Here is a 22,478-nt window from a genome sequence, read left to right as displayed (position 1 = left end):
CCTATAATTCTATGGTGAGTAAACGGTGAAATTGCGCGATTTCTAAAATTTTATTCACTGAATCGCTTGGCTTACTAATCACAACTTTTCCTGAATAGTTTTCAGCATGATCTTTAAGTAATAAAATCATGCCTAAAGCAGAGCTATCCATATAAGTCGCTTTTGATAAACAGATAGTAAACATCGAGTTTTTTTCTTTACAGTTAATATAGGCATCTCGAAAGTGTTGATGCAGTGAGAAATCAAACCGACCTTCAATACTAATTTCTATATTTTTTTTATCTTCTGATACTTGCTTTATAACATTCATAGTCGTTCCTAATAATTTATAATTAAAACAACTCAACAACACCCTCATCCATAGATGACTGAGATACGCTGCGCTGCTCATTTTGATGATGAGATTGTTCGATAAGCGATTGACATTGATGCTGTAATTTTTGTAATGCTTGTGGAGTATTACTATTATTGATTTCAAATTCCATTAAAACTTGATTGAGAGCCGTAATAGTTTCAGTATTATGTTTAAGGGTTGCAAGGGCTTGACACGTTAAGTCTTCAAATTGTAGCGAGCGAATGCCTGTAGCGACTGTTTCAGCAATTTTTGGTGATAATCCAGCAAGCTCTTCAACAATGGCATTGGTTTGTGAAGAAGATTCACCCACATGCTCAACCATAAGACTGACTCGACTTTTAGCCTCAAGTGTTGCGGTCATATCAGCTGAAGCCATAACTTGAATTGAGTTTCTTAGCTTTTCAATGATAATTTGTGCCAATGATATTTCTTCACGAATATTATCATTGAGCTCGGTAGAATTAACTGATAACGCCCTGACTTCATTGGCCACTACAGCAAAACCTCTACCGGCATCTCCGGCTCTCGCTGCTTCTATAGCGGCATTAAGGGCTAATAAATTAGTTTGGCTCGCTAAACTTTCTACTTGTCCCAATAAGCTAAAAATACCGTCGAGCTGTTTACTCATTTCATCGCTAAATGACACGGCGGCTAAACTTTGCTTGCTAGTGGTCATAATCACCTGTAAAAAATCATCTAAAGTCTCACTGGAGTCGTGAACAAAAGACTCTATCGTGGTACCGTTTTCATCAACAGCACCTCGATGATTACCAATAGCAACATTAAGCATGACTTGTTGTTCATCCGTTAAGCTTTTTAAAGACTTGAAACTATCTGCAATCCCAGTCGTAGCCTCTTGAATTAAGATACTGGCCCGGTCAACTTCTGTATCAACGATGGCTATTTGCTGGCTAAGTAAGCTAACAATTTTTGTCAGGGTTATTTTTATTTCTTTTTCATTGTTGTTTACATTAAGCCCATTGCGCCCCTCAACATCACTTGCACTAGATAATGTTAGCAAAGCATGATTATTTTTATATAAGATAATCAAGACAAACGACAGTAATAATGTCAGCGTAATTGATAAGTAACTCAGTTGAAAAAATAAAAGGTCCATCAGTATTACGCCAACAATCACCAGCCCAGTCTTTAATAACAGCATGGCTTTATTTTTCATAAAACACCTCTTTTTTACTCTGTCGAGCCAGTGCAGCATGAGCTAAAATTTCCTTAGGTATATTAACTAATGAGCACTCTTTTACCTGAGCATTTAATGCATGAGCACTGCCTGGCATACCCCAAATTAAACTACTTGCCTTATCTTGGATAATAGTCATAGCGCCAGCATTTTTTAAATTTAATAAACCTTTGGCTCCATCTTGTCCCATGCCGGTTAATAATACCGCTTGAACATTGTTAGCAAGTGGTAGTAAGGAATTAAACAAAATGTCAACGGCAGGCTTGTGGCGGTTAACATCAGGTGAGTCTTCTAAAATACAAAAAAGTGCTCCACCTTTACTTTCTACTTTTAGATGAAGATTACCTGGCGCAATATAAACATTACCCGCTTTAATCTTTTGGCCATGCCTTGCTTCTTGCACATCAACGGCACAAATTTCGTTCATCCGTTGTGCATATCTCGCACTGAATGTTTTTGGAATATGTAAGGTGATAACCACAGCTGGAGAATTACTTGGCAAAGCGGTAATAATCGCTTTAATTGCTTCAGTGCCTCCTGTTGAAGCGCCAATAGCCACTAAATGATTCGAGCGCTGGCAACCTTTAAAGGGTAGTAGACCAGTCGCTAGAGGTTTTGATAACGTGCTGTTAAGTCGAAAATTTTTATTATCAACCATTGCGGCAAATTTTATTTTTCTCAATAAAGTCTCTTGAAAGGTAGACTTATTAGCAATCAAGGCTTCAAAACTAGGTTTTGCAATAAAATCAACAGCTCCTATTTCTAAAGCTTGTAGGGTGATATCAGCCCCTTTAGTCGTTAATGTTGATAGCATCACTACCGGCATAGGATGCAGTCGCATTAAGTTTTTCAAAAAGGTAATACCATCCATCTTTGGCATTTCAATATCTAAAGTCAGTACGTCAGGATTTAGCTTTTTGATTTGCTCTCGAGCGATCATAGGGTCTTTAGCTTCGCCAACTACTTCAATTTCAGGATCATCTTTTAAAACCTCATTAACAACCGCTCGAATAACCGAGGAATCGTCAATAATTAATACTTTAATTGGCTTCATATAACTAACATCCTAAGCTCGATAGTGGCTAATAAATAGCGCTAAGAAAATTCTACTTCACCTTCTACAGGTGTTTGGTCTATACGGTTTTACTATTCAACACTTTCATCGGTTGATTATTATCGCTAAAATAATTCTACATCACCCTCTACAGGTGTTTGGTCTATACGGTTTTAATATTCAACACTTTCATTGGTTAATTGTTATCAATAAAATAATTCTACGTCACAAGCTCAGCATGTGCTTGGTTTATATGGATTTTAATAATCACTAAAATAATTCTACATCACCTTCTACAGGTGTTTGGTCTATACGGTTTCTGTAAGCACTTTCACGGCGCGCAATAGTATCATTATGTAAATTATCAATCGTTTTAACAAAAGCTCGGCCACTTAGCGGTTCAAACAAAATTTTGCGAGGAAAAAAAGAACCTAAATCTGAACCTTCAACGGGTATCCCTTCATCTGCAAGATATTTCATCACAAAGCTAATATTTCTTTCGCCAATATCAGACATATGTTTTAAGACTTTACCGCCACCAAATACCTTAGCGCGTAAATTTACTTTTCGACCACCATTTTTCAATATCATATTAATGAGGTGTTCCATTGCAAAGTTGCCATAACGCGTTGCATCAGATGCCATACCACGTTGTCCCCAATCAACTTCATGGGCTTCTTTATCGGTTAGCGGCAGCATAAAATGATTCATGCCACCTATTCCGCTATGTTCATCCCAAATACAGGCTGAAATACAAGACCCTAACGTGGTCGCTATAGCAACATTTTCTCGAGTCATATAAAACTCACCCGGAAGAATTTTAGCGATAACTTGTTGTCTTTTTGCATCCCAGTAATGATTTATATGGGCAAACTCTGCTAAACATTGTTTTAAGCATTGCTTAACATAAATATTATCTTGTCGATTTAAAACCATGATTATTTGTTCACTTATTATAGAACGGCTAAAATGCTTTTCTAAAAATGGTACGTCCGACACTTTCAAAATGTTGTTGATATTGACCTAAATTTTCACTATGCCCTAAAATAAGCAAACCGCCTGGTGCTAACATTTCATAATACCGGGCAAATAATTCTTGCTGCGTTTTTTTGTCAAAATATATAATCACATTTCGACAAAAAATGATGTCAAATGGCCCTTTCATTGGCCATTCATGTAATAGATTCAATTTTTTAAAGGTAATAAGTGCTTGTAACTGTTTACCTACCTTTACTTTACTTTCGTTAATGCCAATGCCTTTGGTAAAATATTTTTCCTTAAACTTCCTGGGAACATCTTCTATGCGGCGTTCATCATAAGTCCCTTCTTTAGCAACAGCTAACACATTACTGTCAATATCTGTTGCTAATATTTTTACATCCCATTGACTTAATTGGCTTTTCATTGCTTCGAGCACCGTAATAGCAATACTGTAAGGTTCTTCTCCAGTGGAGCTTGCAGACGACCAAATTCTCAGACGTTTATCATGCGATAGGCGATTACCGAGTAATTTAGGTAGTTCATCTTGCGTCATATAATCAAAATGATGTTGCTCACGAAAAAAACTGGTTAAATTCGTGGTAATCGCATTGATAAAGTAATCTTGCTCTTTTTCTGTATCTGCCTTTAATAAGTTGCAATAAGCCGTAAAGGAGGGAAGTTTACGCTCACGAATAATACGAGTAAGACGACGGTACACCATCTCTTTTTTACTGGCATTGAGTACAATACCAGCTGTGTCATAAACAAATTGACAAAGATAATCAAAGTTATCGCCACTTAATTGAAACGCTTTATCACGCTCTGTCATTAATAGTTTGCCCTAGAACTCTTCCCACTCTTGATCAGATTCAGTTTTGGTTCTAGTCACCCTTGCTCTGGGCGCTGGTCTGGTTGGTTGTCTGCTCGCGGCTCTTGTTGGTTGTCTACTTGCAGGTTGTCTACTCGCGGGCTGTCTACTTGCTGGTCTTCTACTTGTTTGTTGTGAGCGACGAACGGGGGTTTGAATCTCTTGTTCATCATCTTCGCCATTATTAAAGAAGGCAACTTGATCAAGGAGTGCTTGTGACTGTTCTTCCATTGACTTACTCGACGCTGCCGCTTCTTCGACTAATGCAGCATTTTGTTGAGTCATTTCGTCCATTTGGCTAACGGCTGCACTGACTTCGCCAATACCGGCCGATTGCTCTTTACCCGCACTGTCAATATCGCTGATCATTTTACTGACTTCTTCAATAGCATTAACCAATTCAGTAAAAGTTTGACCGGTTTCATCAACTAACTTAGTCCCTTGACCTACCGCTTCAACACTGTCGTTTATTAAACCTTTAATCTCTTTAGCAGCACCGGCTGAACGTTGCGCTAAGTTGCGAACTTCTGCAGCAACCACCGCAAAACCACGACCTTGTTCACCCGCTCTTGCCGCTTCAACTGCAGCATTTAAGGCCAACAAGTTGGTTTGAAAGGCAATTTCATCAATAACACTAATAATGTCAGCTATTTTTTTACTCGACTTATTAATATCACTCATCGCCGTGATAGCATTTTTTACTACTGCGCCACCATTAGTTGCTTTGTCCATGACCGAAGCTGACAACTTACTCGCTTCAGATGCATTCTCTGCATTTTGCTGCACAGTACTGGTTAGTTCTTCCATAGCAGAAGCTGTTTCTTCAAGGCTAGAGGCTTGAGATTCTGTTCTGTGGCTAAGTTCATTGTTTCCTTCAGCAAGTTCACGAGCCGAATCAAAAACATTGGTTGACGCGCTGCGAATATCACCAACCATATTACTCAATACATCAATAAATTCATTAATAGAAGTGCCAATAATATTAAATTCACCTACCAACTCTGTTTCAATGTATTGCGTTAAATCACCGTCGGATAAGGTCATTAACGTTTCTTTAATTTGAGCAATAGCTTGCTTTCTTCCGGTGATATCTGCGGCATATTTAACGACTTTCATGGTCTTGCCATTTAAATCTAAAATAGGGTTGTAAGACGCTTGAATCCAAACTTCTTTTCCGCCTTTGCCTATGCGTAAATATTCGCCACTGTCGAATTCACCGCGATTCAGTTTTTGCCAAAATTGTTGATATTCAATAGTCGACTTATGAGCAGGCTCAACAAATAAGCTATGGTGTTGCCCCTGTATTTCACTAAGTGTATAACCTAACGCCGATAAAAAATTGTCATTGGCGGTAATAATAGTACCGTCCATATTAAATTCAATCACCGCTTGAGATTTGCTTATCGCGGCAATTTGTCCAGAATAATCAGCACTTATTAATTTTTGTTTGGTGACATCTGAGGCGAATTTCACCACTTTAAAAGGTTTATCATTTAAGTCTAATATAGGATTGTAAGAAGCTTGTATCCAAACTTCTTTACCACCTTTACCGATGCGTTTATATTCTTTTGAGTCGTATTCACCGCGATTTAAGCTTTCCCAAAAGAGTTTATATTCAACACTCCCTTTGAGCTCTGGCTCAATAAACATGCTGTGATGCTGGCCTTTTACTTCTTCTAGGGTATAGCCGAGCGTTGATAAAAAGTTTTCATTCGCGGTGATAATTGTGCCGTCCATATTAAATTCAATCACAGCTTGCGCTTTACTTATCGCTTCGATCTGACCTAAAAAGTTTGCGTTGGCTAATTTTTGTTCAGTAATGTCCGTTGCAAATTTCATCACTTTATAAGGAACACCCTCTGTATTAAGAATAGGGGTATAAGACGCCTGTATCCAAACTTCTCTGCCGCCTTTAGCAATGCGTTTATAAGTTTTTGATTCAAACTCACCACGATTCAAGCTTTCCCAAAAATTTTGATATTCTTCACTTATTTTAAAACTATGTTCGACAAACATACTGTGATGCTTACCTTGCACTTCTTCTAAGCTATAACCTAAGGTCGATAAGAAGTTTTCATTGGCGGTAATAATAGTACCGTCCATATTAAACTCAATTAGCGCTTGAACTTTATTCAGCGCTTCTATCTGAGCTAACATGTCTGCAAATTGCAATTCTTTAGCCTGCTCAACTGAAATTTCGGTATCTTTACCCATGGTAGTATTCTTCCCTATCGATTGAATGTTATCTTTTATTTTTATAGAATTAAGCACTAACTCAATAACAATGCTTCCTACTAAACGTTTAATTGTCGAGATCCAAGCTCTTTTGAGCGCAATTTTTAACTCTTTATCTAGTATCATTGTTAATGCTAGCAACAAGGCATTTTCAACATCTGCTTGATAATTTTTAACATCATTAATAGTGACTGATGTATTAATTTTTTCTTTAGTCAGTTCAATTGGCTGTAATAAATTTATTTCATGGCTTAATAAACAGATAAAGTCTTTATTAGCCCGGATTTTATCTTGCTTATCATTTTTTAATAATGCTGCTAATTCCGGTCGTAATACAAATAATTGTTGATAAAACAAATCGCCAACATTGGGTGAAAGTGTCAGTATTTTTTGCCAACTTTGCTGAACTAAATTGATCTGTTTACCTGTCATTATATTAATGCTCTTATTTATTGAGATTGTCGTTTATTCAATAACTATCAACAATTAACGCTGCTTTCTATGTGTTTTGCTGTGAACTTTTTAGGTGATTGTCTACGTCGTAGAGTTCGTCCTGATCTAATAAACTATGACTATCAAGTAAAATAATAAGCCTGTCGTCAATTGACACTAAGCCCTGTAAAAAACAACGATCTATTTTATTACCAAAAGTAGGAGGGACCCGTATTGATTTTTTGTCAAACTTGTACACTTCTGACACGGCGTCGACCACAATACCGACTACCATGTTTTTTTGACTATTTGGCTTTCGTAAAATAATGGTCACTGTTTGCTCATTATATACGAGCGGTTGTTGACCAAAACGTTGGCGTAAATCTATGATAGGTACAATAATGCCACGTAAGTTAATGACCCCTTTGATATAATTTGGCTTGTTCGGTAACTCAGTAACTGAACTCCACACGCGTATTTCTTGTACGCATAAAATATCAACACCATACTCTTCGCCATTTAACATAAAGGTGAGATATTCTTGCTCTTGTTCCATGGTATCTTCCTTTATTTATATTAACTGATGTTTTTCAATTTCTTGTAAAACGTTAACATTGAGTAAAATGACAACATTTTCGCCAACATTTACTAAACCTTGTAAGTAATTTTGTGGTACATAGCCACCAAATGCTGGGGCAGGTTTTATATCGCTAGCTTCTACATTGAGCACATCTGAGACGGCGTCAACCACAAAACCTATAGTGCGCGTTTTGTCTTCGGTTTCCACAGTTAAAACAATCACTACCGTTGTTTCACAATAAATAGCACTACCGATATTAAATTTCATTCGTAGATCAACTATCGGTACAATAATACCGCGCATATTTATAACCCCTTTAATATAACAAGGTGAATTAGGGATGCGGGTTGGGTTTTCCCAACTACGTATTTCTTCGACACATAAAATATCAACCGCATATTGTTCATCGGCTAATAAAAAAGTGAGGTATTGGTCACCACTGGTTATAAAGTCGATGCCCTCTAAGGAATACTCTCCCTCAACTGGCACCTCTGCTGCTAACATTTGAATATCCATTAAGTGTTCACTCCTGTCGATATTGACTGGGTAATTTGAGATTGAACACTTGACTGGTGGTGTTGATTTATTTGTGCTTTTGTTAACGCCATTTCAATAATACCTGGTACATCAAGAATCATAGCCACAGAACCGTCACCCAAAATAGTGGCTCCTGAGACACCTTGAACTTGTTGATAATTATCATTTAAGCTCTTAATGACGACTTGCTGCTGGGCAAGTAAATCATCAACCATTAAACCAATTTTTTGTCCGTCTGCTTCAACCACAACCAACAAACAACTTTCGATATGTTCAAATTCACAAGGAATATTAAATAACTGATAAATAGGGATAACCGGTACATTATCTTCCCTGAGTCGATAAAGCAGCATGTCACCTGAAACACGATTAATAAGCTCTTTTTGTGGCTGCAGAGATTCAACAATAGTAATTAAAGGAATGATATAAACTTCCTTACCCACCCGAACTAACTGACCATCAAGTATCGCTAAGGTAAGGGGTAGGTTTACCCGAAAGGTACTCCCCTTGCCTTGTTCAGACTCGACTTGTATTCGTCCACCTAATGATTGAATATTCTTTTTTACCACATCCATACCGACGCCACGACCAGAAATATCACTGACTTCTTTAGCAGTAGAAAATCCAGGTTCAAAAAGTAAATCAAAAACTTGGCTATCAGACAAGGTGGTTTTTTCATCAACGAGGCCTTTTTCAAGTGCCTTATTAAAAACAGCTTGGCGGTCAATGCCGCCACCATCATCACTAATTTCAATACAAATACTGCCACCTTGATGAAAGGCATTAAGCACAATAGAACCCTTTTCAGGCTTACCATTAGCGAGTCTAACTTGTGCAGACTCAATACCATGATCAACGGCATTACGCACTAAATGTACCAGCGGATCGCCAATTTGTTCCATAACAGTTTTATCGAGTTCTGTTTGCTCACCTTTAAGAATAAGCTCAATTTCTTTTCCTGTTTTTTTAGACAGGTCATGTACTAACCTTGGAAAACGATTAAAAACGAAACTAATCGGTAGCATGCGAATTCGCATAACACTTTCTTGTAATTCTTTAGTATTTTGCAGTAACTGCTCCAACCCCGCATTTAGGCGCTCAACTTTTGATAAGTCAAAATCATTGCCTAACTCAGACAGCATAGATTGAGTAATTACTAATTCACCAACCAGGTTAATTAAACTGTCAACTTTATCAACACCGACTCGAATAGAGCCGAGATCATTTTTAGACTTACCTGCCGGCTTATCTGGGGTGTTTTTTGGCGTAGGCTCAGGAAAGCTGTCTTCGATTGGCGTTGTTATATTAGCCGCTTCATCTTGGCTTGACTCGTCAAGGGTATTGGCTTCAATCACCTCTTCAACGTTGACTTCTGGGATGTGATCTTCTTTGGTAATAATTAATTCACATTCATCTTCAACCCATTCAAAGACTTCTTTTATATCCGCTTCACTGGCATTTGAGCACAATGTTAACTGCCAACTTAAATAGAGTTCTTCGGCATCAATATCACTTAATGCTGGTAGGTCTTTAGCATCAGCCACTAAAGAAATTTCTCCTAAATCAGCCAAGGCATTAAAGAGGAGTAGAGGATCATTACCGGTTTGCACTAAATGATGCTCTGGTATAAATTTTATCTGCCACCTTGTTATATCATTGTTATTGTCTGTGGTGTCATCAACATTTATAAGTAGTGCTTCAGTATTCCCATTGCCACTTGAGGCTAATGTTTCCTCTAAGCGCGTTGAGTTTTCAGCTATTTTTTCACTATCACACTCTTGTTCATCTCTTATTGCCTCAATTAACAAGCGCATACAGTCAACAGACTCTAATAATAATTCAACGTCATCTTGTTCAATATTACGCCTGCCATCACGCATTTCATCAAGAAGTGTTTCAACCAAGTGGGTGAACTCTGTGACATGATTAAAGCCAAAAGTACCAGCACCTCCTTTAATGGAATGGGCAGCACGAAATATTGAATTAATCGTTTCATCATCACCTTGCTCTAAATTTAGCAAGCTCGACTCCATTAATTCGAGACCTTCAAAACTTTCTTCTAAAAAGCTTGGAATAAACTGTGTGAGATCTACGCTCATAATAGCTACCTAACAACCCGTTTAATGGTTGCTAATAATTTTTCAGGATTAAAAGGTTTAACTAACCATCCGGTAGCACCAGCTGCTTTGCCACGCATTTTCATATCACCAGAACTTTCGGTCGTTAGCATCAAAATAGGAGTAAACTTAAAAGGGGGTAACTTACGTAACTCTTCGCATAAAGTAATACCATCCATAATCGGCATATTTACGTCAGAGATCACTAAGTCAAACGCCCCACCCTGAGCTTTGCTCAAACCTTCTTGTCCGTCTCTTGCTTCAACGGTTTCATAACCGGCACTTTTTAATGTAAAACTAACCATATCGCGAATAGAGTTAGAATCATCAACAACCAAAATTTTGGTCATAGGTATTTCCTTTTTAAGGTAAATATAAACAGCAAAAGCTTAATAATATTTAGAGGATATCTCACTAAAAAATTGATTCTAAGCATTTAGATATTGATTTAAAATGGCTTCATTAAGCCCTAATTGCTTAACGCTTTCTTGAATAACACGGGAGGTAGAATTCCAATTGAGTACTTTATTTTGTGCTGCGATGTAGGTTACCGCCGCTAATAATAATTGCACACCAACGGTATCTATATGGGTAACAGCGCTGTCGTCAAAAGTTATAACATCATTTTTAGCAATTTCATCGAGTAACTGATTTTTACAGTCATCCACTTGAGCAATGGTTAGCAGAGCCGGTAATATGAACATTTAATCCCTTATAAATTCGTATAAAAATAGAATTCTTAGCAATAAAGATAAACCATAAAAAATTAACTGCAAGTTTATTTTAATAGAAACCCGCCATTTTTTAGGTGTTTAGCATAAATTTATTGCTTTTTTTTTAAATAAACATAAATAAAGTGAGCTTTCGTAATGAATATATTGCTTTCCCTGTTTACAATTATTATGGTTAAAAAAAGGATATGTTTTGAGAACAGCTATGCCAGAAGATAATCAAAAAGTGCCCAGCCAAATATTTCGTTGGTTTGAAAAAATGAAAACTAACTACGAGCAGAGTGTTCAAGGTGTATTAGAGCGATTCGAAAAATATAGTCATAGCCAACAATTAAGAATTGATCTCGCTAATCAATCAAACATTGATAACTTAAAGCAGTCTCATCAAAAACATCTTGACCAACAAAATGCTCATATCAAACAATTAACTGAAGATGCAAGCTATTACAAAAAACAAATCAGTAAACAACAACAAACCATAGAGCAACTTAATAGTCGCTATGATGCAGTGATGAGTTGTTTGTTAACTGAAAAAAGAAAAGACATAGACATTAAAGATATTTTTTCAGACGACGAAGATGAAAACAGCGAGCTTATTGAAGACTTATACTTAGAAACTCACCATAACAAAGCTGTTGATGACCCCTTTAAACAGCAACGGCAAAATGAGTTAAATAATGAGCCCGACATAACGACTTCGCCCTTAAGCGAAAGTGATAACGACTTGTTTGATAAAGCTCTCATAAAAAGACAGTCTGGCGATGTTGAACAAGCGTTTCAATTGTTTGAACAAGCGGCAAAGCTTGGTCATGCAAAAGCGATGGGCGCGATGGGCCGTGCTTTTTTCTTAGCTGAAGGCACAGAAGAAGATCATGGCCTTGGACTTGCCTGGCTTATTCATGCGGCAAATCAAGATCTACCGCAAGCGGTTGCTCGGGTAAAGTTTTTTCAAGACAATAACCCTGAGCTTTACTTACAGGCACTTAATCTATCAGCAGACCCAATATTCCTTAAATATTAATAGCGCGATAACTTGGCTTTTATAACATGTAAAAATAGCCACTTTAGCAATGTATATTGTATAAAATAAACAATTCATGTCATAATAACGAAATAATATACATTACTTTTGGGACGCTAATGACACAAAAAATGACTATAGGTGTAGGAGGCTCTGATGCACAAACAGAGCTAGCCAAACTTAACAATATGACCGGCGATGTTGAGCCTATTTCTTCAAACGAGTTTCAGTTACGTATCGCTAAAGCTCAGCAATTAATGAAAGATAATAATATTGAGGCAACTTACTTAGATGCTGGCACTAACCTCTATTATTTTACGGGCACAAAATGGTATGCCAGTGAACGTATGGTTGGGGCAATAATCCCACAGCAAGGCGAAATTCAATACATTACCCCCTTCTTTGAGGTCAATACCTTACGTCAGTATATGACCATTAAAGGTAAAGTTAATGGTTGGCAAGAACATGAAAATCCTTATCAATTATTTATTGAAACCTTAAAAAATATGGGGATTGACTCAGGCAATATTGCGCTTGACGAGTCAACCGCATTCTTCATTGCTGATGGTATTAAACAATGTGCCGACAGTAGCCCAAACAATTACCAACTGATCAATGCAAAAGCAATTACGGCTGGTTGTCGTAGTGAAAAATCGTTAGCTGAAATAGCGTTGCTACAACAGGCTAAAAATATGACGATGGCAGTACATCAAGCCGTCGCTAAAATATTATATCAGGGGATCAGTACGCAAGAAGTTACTGACTTTATCAATCAAGCCCACATAAAGGTTGGCGCCGCTGCAGGATCTTACTTTTGTATTGTGCTCTTTGGTGAAGATTCATCTTTTCCACACGGGGTAAAAAACCCAAAAACTTTAGACATTAACGATATAGTGCTTATTGATACCGGTTGTCAGTTAGAAGGATACAATTCAGATATCACCAGAACCTATGTTTTTGGTGAAGCTAACCCACGTCAGCGTCAAATGTGGTTGATTGAAAAAAATGCCCAAGCAAGTGCATTTAACGCAGCAATACTTGGCGTACCTTGTGGTGATGTTGATATTGCCGCTCGCGATTATTTAGCCAGCCAAGCAATGGGACCTGATTATCAAACACCGGGTTGTCCCCACAGAACCGGCCACGGCATAGGTTTAGATATTCATGAATGGCCTTATCTAGTTCGCAGTGATAAAACCCCCTTGTCGGTAGGTATGTGTTTCTCTAATGAACCGATGTTAGTGGTGCCAGACGAATTTGGTGTTCGCCTAGAAGATCATTTTTATATGAGTGAGCATGGAGCAAAATGGTTTACTGAACCATCATATTCTATCGATGACCCGTTCGGATTAATGAAGGGTTAGTTAATTTTAATTAAAAAAGTTAATCCTTTCAGTTAATAATTTGTAACGTTTTCGCTTGTATTTCACGTTATTAGTTCACATTAGCCAAATAATTGTTTGGCTAATGCTTAAGCATTGAGTAGAATTAACTCACTTATAAACGAAGGTTGGTTGGAGATTTAATACTATGCACGCTCTGTTTGAATATCTCCCCCTCGTTGTTTTTTTTATTGTTTATAAATTTGTTGATATATATTGGGCAACTGGCGCTTTAATTATCCTTGGCGCCGCGCAAATAATTTACTATCTTTACAAAAAAGAACCCATCCCTAAACGTACCTTAATATTTTTTGTCCTTATTGCGGTGTTTGGTGGGCTAACAATATTTTTACATGACGATACTTTTCTCAAATGGAAAGTCACCATCATCAATTTATTGTTTGCAATCGCACTTATGGTCAGTGATAAGATTTTTAATAAAAACATCATCAAAGACTTCCTCGATGAGTCATTAACTTTACCTGAGAATATTTGGCGTAAATTAAACTTAGCTTGGGCGCTCTTTTTCACATTTTGCGCGATATTAAATTTATACGTCGCTTTTAATTTTGACCAAGACACTTGGGTCAACTTTAAAGTATTCGGTTTAACCGGCTTAATGTTTGTTTTTTCAATCGCCTCAATTTTATTATTATCAAAACATTTACCCGATGATGATGAAGAAAGTGACAGACCAATTGAAGAAAAAAAGTAATCACTTAACCTATATATAATCCTCAAACTTTATGGAAACGACATGTTTTATCTTATTTATTCAGAAGACGTAGAAAATAGTTTAGCTTTAAGAATGTCAGTACGTGAGCAACATTTAGCACGTTTACGAGAATTACAAGACCAAGGGCGATTATTAATGGCAGGTCCTTGTCCCGCAATCGATAATGAAAACCCTGGTGATGCAGGCTTTACAGGTTCGCTTATCGTTGCTGAATTTGATAGTTTAACGCAAGCCCAAGTATGGGCAGATAAAGACCCTTATATTGGCGCGGGTGTTTATAAAAAAGTGACCGTAAAACCTTATAAAAAAGTACTACCCGCATAAAGTTGAGCTATTATTACTTTACCTATGATCCGATGATTAACTATAAACTTATAAATATAATGAAAAGTATCATGAGCAAAACTTCTTTCTATTGTTTAACCTTAGCCCTTTGTTTTTTATCCAATGTTAGCTACGCAAAAAAGTCTATTGATGAATGTGAGCTGACCCAAAAAACAACCTCAGGCTTATCAGGCTGTCTAGACATAGTTAAACAAGCGGTAGATAGAGAGTTACAAACATGGATAAACAATCAAGTGTTCATCCTTGAAGAGTTTGCCTCTGTAACCGGAAGAAAAGCGGCATTAAACATGTTTAAACGCTCACAACGTAATTTTATTACCTTTAGAGAAAATGACTGTCGATGGCAGTACCTTGCTATTTCACCGGGAACGGGTGCGGCTTCTGCCTACAAGAAGTGTTATATTTTAGTGAGTCAAAGCCGTATTAAAGAATTAGAATCAATTAACCCCTAGTACTACTATTTCAGCCCAGTACACTGTTATATAAACAGTTGCTTGGCTGAAATATAACCCGCCTTACCACCAGCGGTAATCGTCTGAACATTGATGATTTTATGCTCGCCAAAACTTGCTTTTAGTTACTGACTTTCAAACAATTCACTTCAATGCTCATCATCATTTATTCCATATATAACCTGTCAACGCACCGACGAACACGATTAGCTGCTAAAGATTTTTGTCATTAATAATCGATAAATTAACATATAAATCCCCGCTGCGATAACACTGAGCGACAATGCTATTGCAGCAAATAAGTCGGGTGCTTTCATTAGGCTACTCATTAATGACTCTTGATAATAAAAAAACCATTGATGATTATCAGGAAAGACCACCGTATGCAGATAGTAAAAGACATCGGTAAAACCAAACAGTGAAAACACAGCTATAAATAAAAAAGTGGGAATAATTACCGCCATATAGCGCTCTTTTTTAGCTGGCTTTGGCTGTTTGAAACGAGATACACCAGCAATCGTAATCAGTAGTAATAAGACATTAATCACTGATATTGTACGTAATTGGTTAATTAAAACACTGACATCTTGTAAATGTACGACCTCAGGTTTGGTCAGTAAAGCGCGACGCTGGTTATCGTTATTGAGATAACTTAACCTTGCCAGACCCTCGCCGTTATTATGAATTTCATCAACTATTTCGTTAAAGCTTTGTAAATGTTGCTCACGACTTGTCTGGGCAAAGTCCTGTTTACCTTGTGTATTCTGTGGTGCATAAGTTTTTATCGTTTGTTCAATATTTAATGGTGAGTACCAAAACTTATAAAAAAAATTAACACTTTTATTGACTTGCCAACTTAGCCCCAGCGAAAAAAGCAATAAGAAACAACAACAACATAGCCATAAGAAGGTCGCTGAGTGGCGTCTATTTAGTGGTAAAATGCGGTTCATTAAAATTCAAACTCAATAGCCGCGCGCAAAATATGATCTTTGCTTTCGCCATTCAGTCCAGTGATAAAGGCGAGTTCCCATTTCAACTGCTTTTGTCGGTCAAAGCGTTGAATTCCCATGAAAGCTGGACCAATACCGACATAATCTTCACCTGAATATAACTCAATTGCGGGTTGAAATTGCGGTAGCCAGCGATAACGATACTGAGCGCGAAACTCCATTTCTATTTCATTTTTAATGTCATTTCCCCACTCGTAAATCAAAAATGCATTAATACTTAAACTGGTCCGCCCTATTTCTTTCTCAAACAGCAAGCCTGAAGTCACTTCCCAACTGTCTTTATTATGTTCTTTTTCAAATTCAAAAAGCATGCCCCAATCCGCCCAATACTGACCTTGCTCCGTTAGCATCCAACGGGTTTCTATTTCGTAAGCAGATAAACCAAAATTTCCATCAATATCGCGTTCGCCAACGATATAAAACTCTACCATCAGGTTGTCAAGTACAGACTGCCCGTAGGCAAAGCGCTGCGCTAAGTCATTGGTCTTTTCCGTTTGGTGAGACAGTAACCGCCATTCAACTTCTTTTTCATTGGGTAACACGTACGGATGATACACTTTATCCACCACTACCCCATCAGCAAAAGCAATAACGCTGTAAAGGTTGTACAAGAGTAACGTTAAAACATAAAATATTTTTTTCATGATACAACCTGCTTAAAGCGAGGGATCCGCCAAAGTTTTTGGGGAAACTGACACCAATAAAGTGCGATAAATAAAGCGCAAAGATAAAGTCCAATTTGTAATAGGGTTGGGCTTGCATCGTAACCAAATAAAGCTTTCAAAAAATGTCCTAATTCAGACTTTTCTCTAACAATAAAATTAACATCAAAAATCATACGACTACTGGGTAAAAAATCAATTTGTAGTAATAAATCGCTGGTTTTATTAAATAAACCACAAGCAAAGAAAACAAAAATAATTTCGGTGCTTCGACCATACAAACGCTCATTGAGAAACAAGCAAAAAAAGTACAATAGTATACTGATACTAATACAAATTCCTGTTCCTAAAACAACGCCAATAAAAAGTGAATTAACCATATCGGTTTGCGACCAATATCCAATAAAGTAAATGAGGAAGTTAGTACCCTGTAGCATAATAACTAACGCGAGTATTGCGCCAGCATACCAAGATAGCTGACTGTTATTGGCGGTACTAACGCTGATATGGGAGCGATGAATAAAATGTAAAATTAGAATATATACAAGAACATGTATACTCGCATAGAACCATTCAAGCCCGGTATCATCAAACATTTGGCTGATCACATCGATATAAATCCAAAGTAGTAACATAAACAAAATACCCAATAGCGCACCACTTATAAGGGTAAGACCACAGAGTTGAAACTTATTTTTAATCGATAACAACAAGGCTAACACCATAAAAATAACTAAACTGTTACTCAAAAACAAAAGCACGGTATTAATTAACATTAAGCACCTCCTGTTATGTTTTGAACAGTAGCTTTACTTGCTTTTTTACGCTCAGGCAACGGGGTAACGATAATGGTCCCTTTGGCACTATTAGGATTAAACTCACCAAAAAAGTTATATTTTCCTTCGGGTAATGGACCAATAAAAATCACCGCTCTTTTATGGGGGAAAATAACCTTTTCTCGATTTAAGTCAAAACTGTCAAACTCTTCAGGGGTTGTATCTCGATTATAAATAACAAGTTTAACTTTTTTGTTTGGTGGAATTTTTATAACCGCAGGAAAAAACAAATGATCTTTCAATTCTACGACATACTCAGCTCGTTCAGCCCAGACACTTGGGCTAAAGATTAAAGAGATAAAGAGGCTAATAATGCTGGTTTTTTTTATAAAAATAGCAGGTGCTTTCACTTATTGTCCTCCCATTCTTGTTCAAACTGATGTAAATGTAAGTCAATCGCTTGAGTCTTTTGTGGAAACCTTACTGACACGCTAAGGCCACCTAATTTCGTCGATTTTGCTAAAATAATACTCGCATGATGTAATTTAACAATATGCTGAACAATCGCTAAACCTAAGCCACATCCTACCACAGTAGAGTGATGGCTATCTCCACCCACACGATAAAAACGATCGAAAACTCGCTGGTATTCGCTGGAGTCAATACCGGGGCCAGAATCTTCAACAATCAGGGTGAAACTGTCTTCATCAATCAACGTTTTTACCAAAATATGCCCGCCTTTAGGAGTATATTTACAGGCATTACCAATTAAATTTTTCACTAAGGTCAATAAAGCAAATTCATTAGCATAAATAATTTGGGCTTCACTTTCTAACGAAATATCATGCTGATGCTGCAATATTTCAGGGTATAAGTCGCTGATCACTTGTTGCAACAATCCTTGTAATTCAAGCTTAGTGACTGCCATGGTGAGTTGATCAGGATTAGTACGATTTAACGTTAATATTTGATCGACAACATGAGCCATTCGGTCAACACTTTGACCTAATTGCATTAACGAAGCCTGCCCGGTGCTGTCAAGGTTTTCACTTTGGGTTATTTGTAAATTGTGAACATTAATTTTGAGCACACTTAACGGCGTTCTTAATTCATGAGCGGCGTCAGAAGCAAAATAACGTTCCCTTGAAAAAGCTGCCGACAAGCGTTCAAATAACAGATTTAGTGTCTGAATAACCGGTTGTAGTTCTTTTGTTGATGTCTCACTAGAAAGCTTTGATAAGTCATTAATTTTCTTTTCTGACAATTCTCGGCGCAAAACAGTTAACGGCTTTAAGCCTTGACGAATCGCCATAAAAATAAACAAGGCAATCAAAGGGATAACTAAAATAATAGGAGTCACAGCAGATAATATAACTTGTTCAGCCAGTGAAAATCTTTGTTCAAGCGGTTGGGCAACCAGCACTCTTAATTGACTTCTTTGCGCCTGTTCGTTTGTTGATGTTTCTATATATACTCGCCAACGCTGTCCAATAAAATTAAGGTCCGTAAACCCTGCAGGTAACTCAGTAATTGACTGTTCAGGAGCATTATCTGTGCGTAGTAATAAAGTATTATTGCTAAAGACTTGATAAGCAATATGGTTAGAAGGGACCACTGTTGCTGCACTTAATCGATTTTCGGCACCCTTGTCAGAAAGAGTCGCAGAGGTCGCTAACAAGGTTTTACCGACGATAACTAATTGCTCATCAAATAAGCTAGTTGCTTGTTCCATACTGGCTTTATAGCCCTGTATGGCAGCAAAAAATGTCATCAAAGTGATGATGGATAGTAAAATAAGGACTAAGTAGCGACGAATCGACATTAGGTTTTATTAACCGTATAACCAACGCCTCTGACTGTTTTTATAAATTGTTCTGGCAATTTTTTTCTTAAGTTGTGTATATGTACCTCAACAGCATTACTGGCCACTTCTTCTCCCCATTCATATAAACGCGATTCAATTTGTTCCCGAGATTGGATTCGACCGGCATTTTCCATCAATGCTTTTAATACCATGTACTCTTTTTTTGACGTTTTTAATTCTTCATCTTTAATAAGGATTTTATGTGCTGCGGTATCAATTGCCACGTCTGAGCAAATAATCAATGCCGACTTTGCCGTGCCTAAACGCCGTTCAATCACGCGAAGGCGTGCTAACAATTCGCTAATTTCAAAAGGCTTTACCAGGTAATCATCTGCACCAAAATCTAAGCCTTTAACTTTATCTTCAAGCGCGTCTCTTGCGGTTAAAATAATAACAGGAATACCTAGCTTACGATCACGAGTACGCTTTAGCACTTCCAATCCGTCAATATCAGGTAAACCCAGATCAAGAATAACTAAGTCTTGATCTGACACAGACAATGCTGAAATTGCCGTTTTACCATTATCAACATGGTTAACAACAAAGCCTTCATGACGAAGTGACTGCTGCAATCCCAAAGCCAGGGGGATATCGTCTTCAACTAACAATATGCGCATATTTTTCCTATAACAATTTAAAATGACTATTAACGGTTTTTATATTATCTAGCCTTTTCCAAGGCCGGTTATTAATACTTGACGGTCGAAAACCATCAACAGTGAAGATAAGACTTAACAATGCCATAGGTATGAACGACTCAAGGTGTTTTATCTCAAAGTTATTGTCGGTTATTACAGAAATATTCGCCATAAAAAAATGAACGTTAATAGCGGTTATTCATCAAATGACCTGTTTATTCATAGGGGGATATTTACCTTAAATATTCAGTGAATGAAAATAACAAACTTTTATTAAGGAAAGCTTAAGAGCTAACAATTGTTTATCGCTAAAATCCCCTAGCATAGCATTGGGCCAACAAATACTAGTGGTATCTTCAATACTGTTGGTGCTATTCCCCTCATTTACTGGCGTTTATTACATTAGATCCTTCAGTAGGATCAATTAATATTAATCATAAAAAGTGCTTGAATAAACACCAAAAACGATATACTGTACATACATACAGTATATCGAGGTTTTAAAAATGAATTCAATAAATCACATTAATACCAACACCTTAGCGTTAAAAACTACAACTATGGCTATCAAAAAACACAAATGGTGTGATGTTAGAAGTATTGCTAATGCCATAGAACTATCTCAGCAGTATACTGAAATCTTCAAAAATCATGATTTAGATAACAAATGGATCCTGATGATAAACCCTGAAGAGAAGCCGCTTCAGCAATTGTCTGATCAAGGAAAAATAGACCCTAAAAGAATCTTAAAAGTTAATCTTCATCAACGTAATATCTCACTAAATACCATTAAAGATGCTTTAGAAAAAGGTCACTGTTCGGCTGTTATTTTGTGTAATGCCACCTTAGATAAATCACAATTAAGCCAACTCACTCAATTCGCAGAAAAAGGACAAACTCAATGCATTATTTTAACCAAGCAAACTCAAAAACGTTTAAACCAGCAACGACTAAAAAATTACGTCACTCTTTCGGATTCTTCTTTATTGTTACATTAATTGAGTTTGAAGCGATTTTGCCGTTATTAAAACAGAAAATAAAATTTTGCTCTGCTAAAATAGATCAACTACTTTTCTAAAATAATGTCGACTTTATGCAATGCCCATGTGGTTCAAATATTAGTTTTCAGCAATGCTGCTGCTTATTAATAAATCAAGAGACCTGTGCACAATCACCAGAGCAATTGATGCGTTCTCGCTATAGCGCCTATGCAACAGAGGCTGCTGATTATATTTATCAGACTTATGCTCAAGCTAGCAGAGCTTTACAATCAATCGCTGATATATCAGCATGGGCCAAAGAAACCAAATGGTTAAAACTAACCATTAATGCTGCCAGTGATTATACCGAGCTTAATGATCAAAATGCTGTAAACGCTGACAATAAAGAGCAACACTTACCGACGGTTTGCTTTTCGGCTTATTACCAACATCAAGGTGAGTATTTTCTGATGAAGGAAACATCACGCTTTGTTGTTGAAAAGGGGCAATGGCGATATTTAGATGGTGAAGTCAGTAACAATGAAGCGCTGATAGCACCAAAAAGAAACCAAGCTTGCTTTTGCGATAGTAATAAAAAATTTAAACAATGCTGTGGCCGGTAAATTCAACAATTAACAATCAAGTTCTTCCCAAAAGAAACCAGCGATGCTTTTGTCATAGCAATAAAAATTTAGACAATGCTGTAGCAAGTAAACTCAACAATTAACAATCAAGTCTCCTGCAAAAGAAACCAGCGATGCTTTTGTCATAGCAATAAAAATTTAGACAATGCTGTCGCCAGTAAACTGAAAAAGTTAATCACAAATAACGTTAACACAAACGCACGATTTTATTGGCATGCTAATGCAATAACCTTATGCTATAGCATCAAGTAACGGCGCTTTAACGATAGTGTTATGCACGGCGTTAAGCCAACCTTTAGTATCGAATGATAATCTTGAACTGTCGGTGTCTTGCGGCGTATTATTCTTTGTATGATTAAATTTTTTCTGGCAGTACAGCGAGGTATTATTTAATACTTCTTGTCTGATATGCTTTTTATCATCTCGAAAAGCAAGCGGTTTAGGCAACAAAGCATTTGATAAACGTAATTCTGCTAGGTTATTCTGCTGAATAAGTTCTGCTTGATCAAATATTGCTGTGCTGTGATTTTCATTCAGAGATAAAGGTGCTTTATCAGGAAGGTCAAACTCTTTACGTAAGCTTGCATCATTAGTCGTTTTAGTGTCAACGACAGTTTTTGGCAAAGAAAATTGACTATGGCTAGGTACGTCATCACTTAGCATTGCCAATAAGAGTGAAAAGTCAGCTCGTCGAGCGCTGTGCACACTTACATTAAGTTGTTCACCTAATTGTAATTCGTGTACCAGAATTTGACTGTCAACTGACTCTGTAAGCAATGTACTTCAACTTTATTATTTTCTCTAAAGCTTATATCGGCAATCCTTTAATTTAGTTGAGTTTAATTTCTATTTATTTACACATTTACCTGTCTATTAAAAA

25 protein-coding genes are annotated in these 22,478 nt (G+C 37.0%); 7 read left to right on the top strand and 18 right to left on the bottom strand.

Annotated elements, in window-relative coordinates:
• Position 1 precedes the first annotated feature (1 nt).
• The 11 genes from H4J75_RS12045 to H4J75_RS11995 all read right to left on the bottom strand — a co-directional run bounded on the left by H4J75_RS12045 (position 2) and on the right by H4J75_RS11995 (position 11,061).
• On the bottom strand, positions 2 to 310 hold the full coding sequence (locus H4J75_RS12045; RefSeq protein WP_182215806.1) for an STAS domain-containing protein: 309 nt from the start codon (positions 308 to 310) through the stop codon (positions 2 to 4).
• 22 nt (positions 311 to 332) lie between these two features.
• Positions 333 to 1,532, bottom strand: coding sequence for a methyl-accepting chemotaxis protein (locus tag H4J75_RS20410; RefSeq protein WP_182215804.1), 1,200 nt, complete (start codon positions 1,530 to 1,532; stop codon positions 333 to 335).
• Positions 1,522 to 2,607, bottom strand: coding sequence for a chemotaxis response regulator protein-glutamate methylesterase (locus H4J75_RS12035; protein ID WP_182215802.1), 1,086 nt, complete (start codon positions 2,605 to 2,607; stop codon positions 1,522 to 1,524). The genes H4J75_RS20410 and H4J75_RS12035 overlap by 11 nt, the downstream gene beginning before the upstream one ends.
• Before the next feature lie 270 nt (positions 2,608 to 2,877).
• Positions 2,878 to 3,543, bottom strand: coding sequence for a chemoreceptor glutamine deamidase CheD (gene cheD / locus H4J75_RS12030; RefSeq protein WP_182215800.1), 666 nt, complete (start codon positions 3,541 to 3,543; stop codon positions 2,878 to 2,880).
• 28 nt (positions 3,544 to 3,571) lie between these two features.
• Positions 3,572 to 4,417: a protein-glutamate O-methyltransferase CheR gene (locus H4J75_RS12025; protein ID WP_182215798.1), complete on the bottom strand. Its 846-nt coding sequence runs from the start codon at positions 4,415 to 4,417 to the stop codon at positions 3,572 to 3,574.
• A 12-nt stretch (positions 4,418 to 4,429) separates the two neighbouring features.
• Positions 4,430 to 7,123 (bottom strand): methyl-accepting chemotaxis protein, encoded by a 2,694-nt coding sequence (locus tag H4J75_RS20405; RefSeq protein WP_310733737.1) that lies wholly within the window; start codon positions 7,121 to 7,123, stop codon positions 4,430 to 4,432.
• Positions 7,124 to 7,190: 67 nt separating this feature from the next.
• A complete protein-coding gene (locus tag H4J75_RS12015) occupies positions 7,191 to 7,679 on the bottom strand; it encodes a chemotaxis protein CheW (RefSeq protein ID WP_182215796.1) in 489 nt (162 codons plus the stop codon).
• A gap of 15 nt (positions 7,680 to 7,694) precedes the next feature.
• A complete protein-coding gene (locus tag H4J75_RS12010) occupies positions 7,695 to 8,219 on the bottom strand; it encodes a chemotaxis protein CheW (RefSeq protein ID WP_182215795.1) in 525 nt (174 codons plus the stop codon).
• Positions 8,219 to 10,339, bottom strand: a complete 2,121-nt coding sequence (locus H4J75_RS12005) for a chemotaxis protein CheA (RefSeq protein ID WP_182215793.1) — start codon at positions 10,337 to 10,339, stop codon at positions 8,219 to 8,221. Before H4J75_RS12005 ends, H4J75_RS12010 begins: the two co-directional genes overlap by 1 nt.
• Positions 10,340 to 10,344: 5 nt before the next feature.
• Positions 10,345 to 10,707, bottom strand: coding sequence for a response regulator (locus H4J75_RS12000; protein WP_070373857.1), 363 nt, complete (start codon positions 10,705 to 10,707; stop codon positions 10,345 to 10,347).
• A gap of 78 nt (positions 10,708 to 10,785) precedes the next feature.
• Entirely contained in the window at positions 10,786 to 11,061 is a 276-nt protein-coding gene (locus H4J75_RS11995; protein ID WP_182215791.1) for a lipid asymmetry maintenance protein MlaB, read from the bottom strand.
• 220 nt (positions 11,062 to 11,281) lie between these two features.
• On the opposite strand from H4J75_RS11995, the gene H4J75_RS11990 reads away from it, so the two are divergent.
• The 5 genes from H4J75_RS11990 to H4J75_RS11970 all read left to right on the top strand — a co-directional run bounded on the left by H4J75_RS11990 (position 11,282) and on the right by H4J75_RS11970 (position 15,024).
• The gene (locus tag H4J75_RS11990) at positions 11,282 to 12,109 is read left to right on the top strand and encodes a tetratricopeptide repeat protein (RefSeq protein ID WP_182215789.1); all 828 of its coding nucleotides are present in this window, start codon (positions 11,282 to 11,284) and stop codon (positions 12,107 to 12,109) included.
• A 131-nt stretch (positions 12,110 to 12,240) separates the two neighbouring features.
• Positions 12,241 to 13,473 (top strand): Xaa-Pro peptidase family protein, encoded by a 1,233-nt coding sequence (locus tag H4J75_RS11985; protein ID WP_182215871.1) that lies wholly within the window; start codon positions 12,241 to 12,243, stop codon positions 13,471 to 13,473.
• A 166-nt stretch (positions 13,474 to 13,639) separates the two neighbouring features.
• A complete protein-coding gene (locus H4J75_RS11980; protein WP_182215788.1) occupies positions 13,640 to 14,206 on the top strand; it encodes a septation protein A in 567 nt (188 codons plus the stop codon).
• A gap of 42 nt (positions 14,207 to 14,248) precedes the next feature.
• Positions 14,249 to 14,551 (top strand): YciI family protein, encoded by a 303-nt coding sequence (locus H4J75_RS11975; protein WP_182215786.1) that lies wholly within the window; start codon positions 14,249 to 14,251, stop codon positions 14,549 to 14,551.
• A gap of 71 nt (positions 14,552 to 14,622) precedes the next feature.
• On the top strand, positions 14,623 to 15,024 hold the full coding sequence (locus tag H4J75_RS11970; protein ID WP_182215784.1) for a lysozyme inhibitor LprI family protein: 402 nt from the start codon (positions 14,623 to 14,625) through the stop codon (positions 15,022 to 15,024).
• Positions 15,025 to 15,230: 206 nt separating this feature from the next.
• Here H4J75_RS11970 and H4J75_RS11965 read toward each other — a convergent pair whose 3' ends face one another.
• From H4J75_RS11965 to H4J75_RS11940, 6 genes are read right to left on the bottom strand one after another with little or no spacing between them, the layout of a single operon-like run.
• A complete protein-coding gene (locus H4J75_RS11965; protein WP_182215782.1) occupies positions 15,231 to 15,974 on the bottom strand; it encodes a DUF1461 domain-containing protein in 744 nt (247 codons plus the stop codon).
• On the bottom strand, positions 15,974 to 16,678 hold the full coding sequence (locus tag H4J75_RS11960; protein ID WP_182215780.1) for a hypothetical protein: 705 nt from the start codon (positions 16,676 to 16,678) through the stop codon (positions 15,974 to 15,976). The genes H4J75_RS11965 and H4J75_RS11960 overlap by 1 nt, the downstream gene beginning before the upstream one ends.
• On the bottom strand, positions 16,675 to 17,472 hold the full coding sequence (locus H4J75_RS11955) for a hypothetical protein (RefSeq protein ID WP_182215778.1): 798 nt from the start codon (positions 17,470 to 17,472) through the stop codon (positions 16,675 to 16,677). Before H4J75_RS11955 ends, H4J75_RS11960 begins: the two co-directional genes overlap by 4 nt.
• Positions 17,472 to 17,846, bottom strand: a complete 375-nt coding sequence (locus H4J75_RS11950; protein WP_182215869.1) for a cupredoxin domain-containing protein — start codon at positions 17,844 to 17,846, stop codon at positions 17,472 to 17,474. The genes H4J75_RS11955 and H4J75_RS11950 overlap by 1 nt, the downstream gene beginning before the upstream one ends.
• Positions 17,847 to 17,878: 32 nt before the next feature.
• Complete coding sequence (locus H4J75_RS11945; RefSeq protein ID WP_182222256.1) at positions 17,879 to 19,294, bottom strand: ATP-binding protein; 1,416 nt, start codon at positions 19,292 to 19,294, stop codon at positions 17,879 to 17,881.
• A complete protein-coding gene (locus H4J75_RS11940) occupies positions 19,294 to 19,953 on the bottom strand; it encodes a response regulator (protein ID WP_182215775.1) in 660 nt (219 codons plus the stop codon). The genes H4J75_RS11945 and H4J75_RS11940 overlap by 1 nt, the downstream gene beginning before the upstream one ends.
• Before the next feature lie 527 nt (positions 19,954 to 20,480).
• Here H4J75_RS11940 and H4J75_RS11935 point away from each other — a divergent pair.
• On the top strand, positions 20,481 to 20,972 hold the full coding sequence (locus H4J75_RS11935; RefSeq protein ID WP_182222255.1) for a hypothetical protein: 492 nt from the start codon (positions 20,481 to 20,483) through the stop codon (positions 20,970 to 20,972).
• A 95-nt stretch (positions 20,973 to 21,067) separates the two neighbouring features.
• Positions 21,068 to 21,577, top strand: coding sequence for a YchJ family protein (locus H4J75_RS11930; RefSeq protein WP_182222254.1), 510 nt, complete (start codon positions 21,068 to 21,070; stop codon positions 21,575 to 21,577).
• Positions 21,578 to 21,829: 252 nt separating this feature from the next.
• On the opposite strand, the gene H4J75_RS11925 is transcribed toward H4J75_RS11930, so the two are convergent.
• Positions 21,830 to 22,375, bottom strand: coding sequence for a VC2046/SO_2500 family protein (locus tag H4J75_RS11925; RefSeq protein ID WP_182222253.1), 546 nt, complete (start codon positions 22,373 to 22,375; stop codon positions 21,830 to 21,832).
• Positions 22,376 to 22,478 lie beyond the last annotated feature (103 nt).

The organism is Colwellia sp. BRX10-1 (assembly GCF_014077545.1).
GTDB lineage: Bacteria > Pseudomonadota > Gammaproteobacteria > Enterobacterales > Alteromonadaceae > Colwellia_A.
This window is presented reverse-complemented; position numbering and strand designations above follow the sequence as displayed.

Bases quoted from the DNA above. Each gene is read 5' to 3' on its own strand.
- H4J75_RS12035 (WP_182215802.1), bottom strand. From the start codon at position 2,607: ATGAAGCCAATTAAAGTATTAATTATTGACGATTCCTCGGTTATTCGA.
- H4J75_RS20405 (WP_310733737.1), bottom strand. From the start codon at position 7,123: ATGACAGGTAAACAGATCAATTTAGTTCAGCAAAGTTGGCAAAAAATA.
- cheD (WP_182215800.1), bottom strand. From the start codon at position 3,543: ATGGTTTTAAATCGACAAGATAATATTTATGTTAAGCAATGCTTAAAA.
- H4J75_RS12025 (WP_182215798.1), bottom strand. From the start codon at position 4,417: ATGACAGAGCGTGATAAAGCGTTTCAATTAAGTGGCGATAACTTTGAT.
- H4J75_RS11930 (WP_182222254.1), top strand. From the start codon at position 21,068: ATGCAATGCCCATGTGGTTCAAATATTAGTTTTCAGCAATGCTGCTGC.
- H4J75_RS11985 (WP_182215871.1), top strand. From the start codon at position 12,241: ATGACTATAGGTGTAGGAGGCTCTGATGCACAAACAGAGCTAGCCAAA.
- H4J75_RS11995 (WP_182215791.1), bottom strand. From the start codon at position 11,061: ATGTTCATATTACCGGCTCTGCTAACCATTGCTCAAGTGGATGACTGT.
- H4J75_RS11935 (WP_182222255.1), top strand. From the start codon at position 20,481: ATGAATTCAATAAATCACATTAATACCAACACCTTAGCGTTAAAAACT.
- H4J75_RS12045 (WP_182215806.1), bottom strand. From the start codon at position 310: ATGAATGTTATAAAGCAAGTATCAGAAGATAAAAAAAATATAGAAATT.
- H4J75_RS11970 (WP_182215784.1), top strand. From the start codon at position 14,623: ATGAGCAAAACTTCTTTCTATTGTTTAACCTTAGCCCTTTGTTTTTTA.
- H4J75_RS11945 (WP_182222256.1), bottom strand. From the start codon at position 19,294: ATGTCGATTCGTCGCTACTTAGTCCTTATTTTACTATCCATCATCACT.
- H4J75_RS11940 (WP_182215775.1), bottom strand. From the start codon at position 19,953: ATGCGCATATTGTTAGTTGAAGACGATATCCCCCTGGCTTTGGGATTG.
- H4J75_RS11965 (WP_182215782.1), bottom strand. From the start codon at position 15,974: ATGAACCGCATTTTACCACTAAATAGACGCCACTCAGCGACCTTCTTA.
- H4J75_RS12010 (WP_182215795.1), bottom strand. From the start codon at position 8,219: ATGGATATTCAAATGTTAGCAGCAGAGGTGCCAGTTGAGGGAGAGTAT.
- H4J75_RS20410 (WP_182215804.1), bottom strand. From the start codon at position 1,532: ATGAAAAATAAAGCCATGCTGTTATTAAAGACTGGGCTGGTGATTGTT.
- H4J75_RS11955 (WP_182215778.1), bottom strand. From the start codon at position 17,472: ATGTTAATTAATACCGTGCTTTTGTTTTTGAGTAACAGTTTAGTTATT.
- H4J75_RS11960 (WP_182215780.1), bottom strand. From the start codon at position 16,678: ATGAAAAAAATATTTTATGTTTTAACGTTACTCTTGTACAACCTTTAC.
- H4J75_RS12015 (WP_182215796.1), bottom strand. From the start codon at position 7,679: ATGGAACAAGAGCAAGAATATCTCACCTTTATGTTAAATGGCGAAGAG.
- H4J75_RS11980 (WP_182215788.1), top strand. From the start codon at position 13,640: ATGCACGCTCTGTTTGAATATCTCCCCCTCGTTGTTTTTTTTATTGTT.
- H4J75_RS12005 (WP_182215793.1), bottom strand. From the start codon at position 10,339: ATGAGCGTAGATCTCACACAGTTTATTCCAAGCTTTTTAGAAGAAAGT.
- H4J75_RS11975 (WP_182215786.1), top strand. From the start codon at position 14,249: ATGTTTTATCTTATTTATTCAGAAGACGTAGAAAATAGTTTAGCTTTA.
- H4J75_RS12000 (WP_070373857.1), bottom strand. From the start codon at position 10,707: ATGACCAAAATTTTGGTTGTTGATGATTCTAACTCTATTCGCGATATG.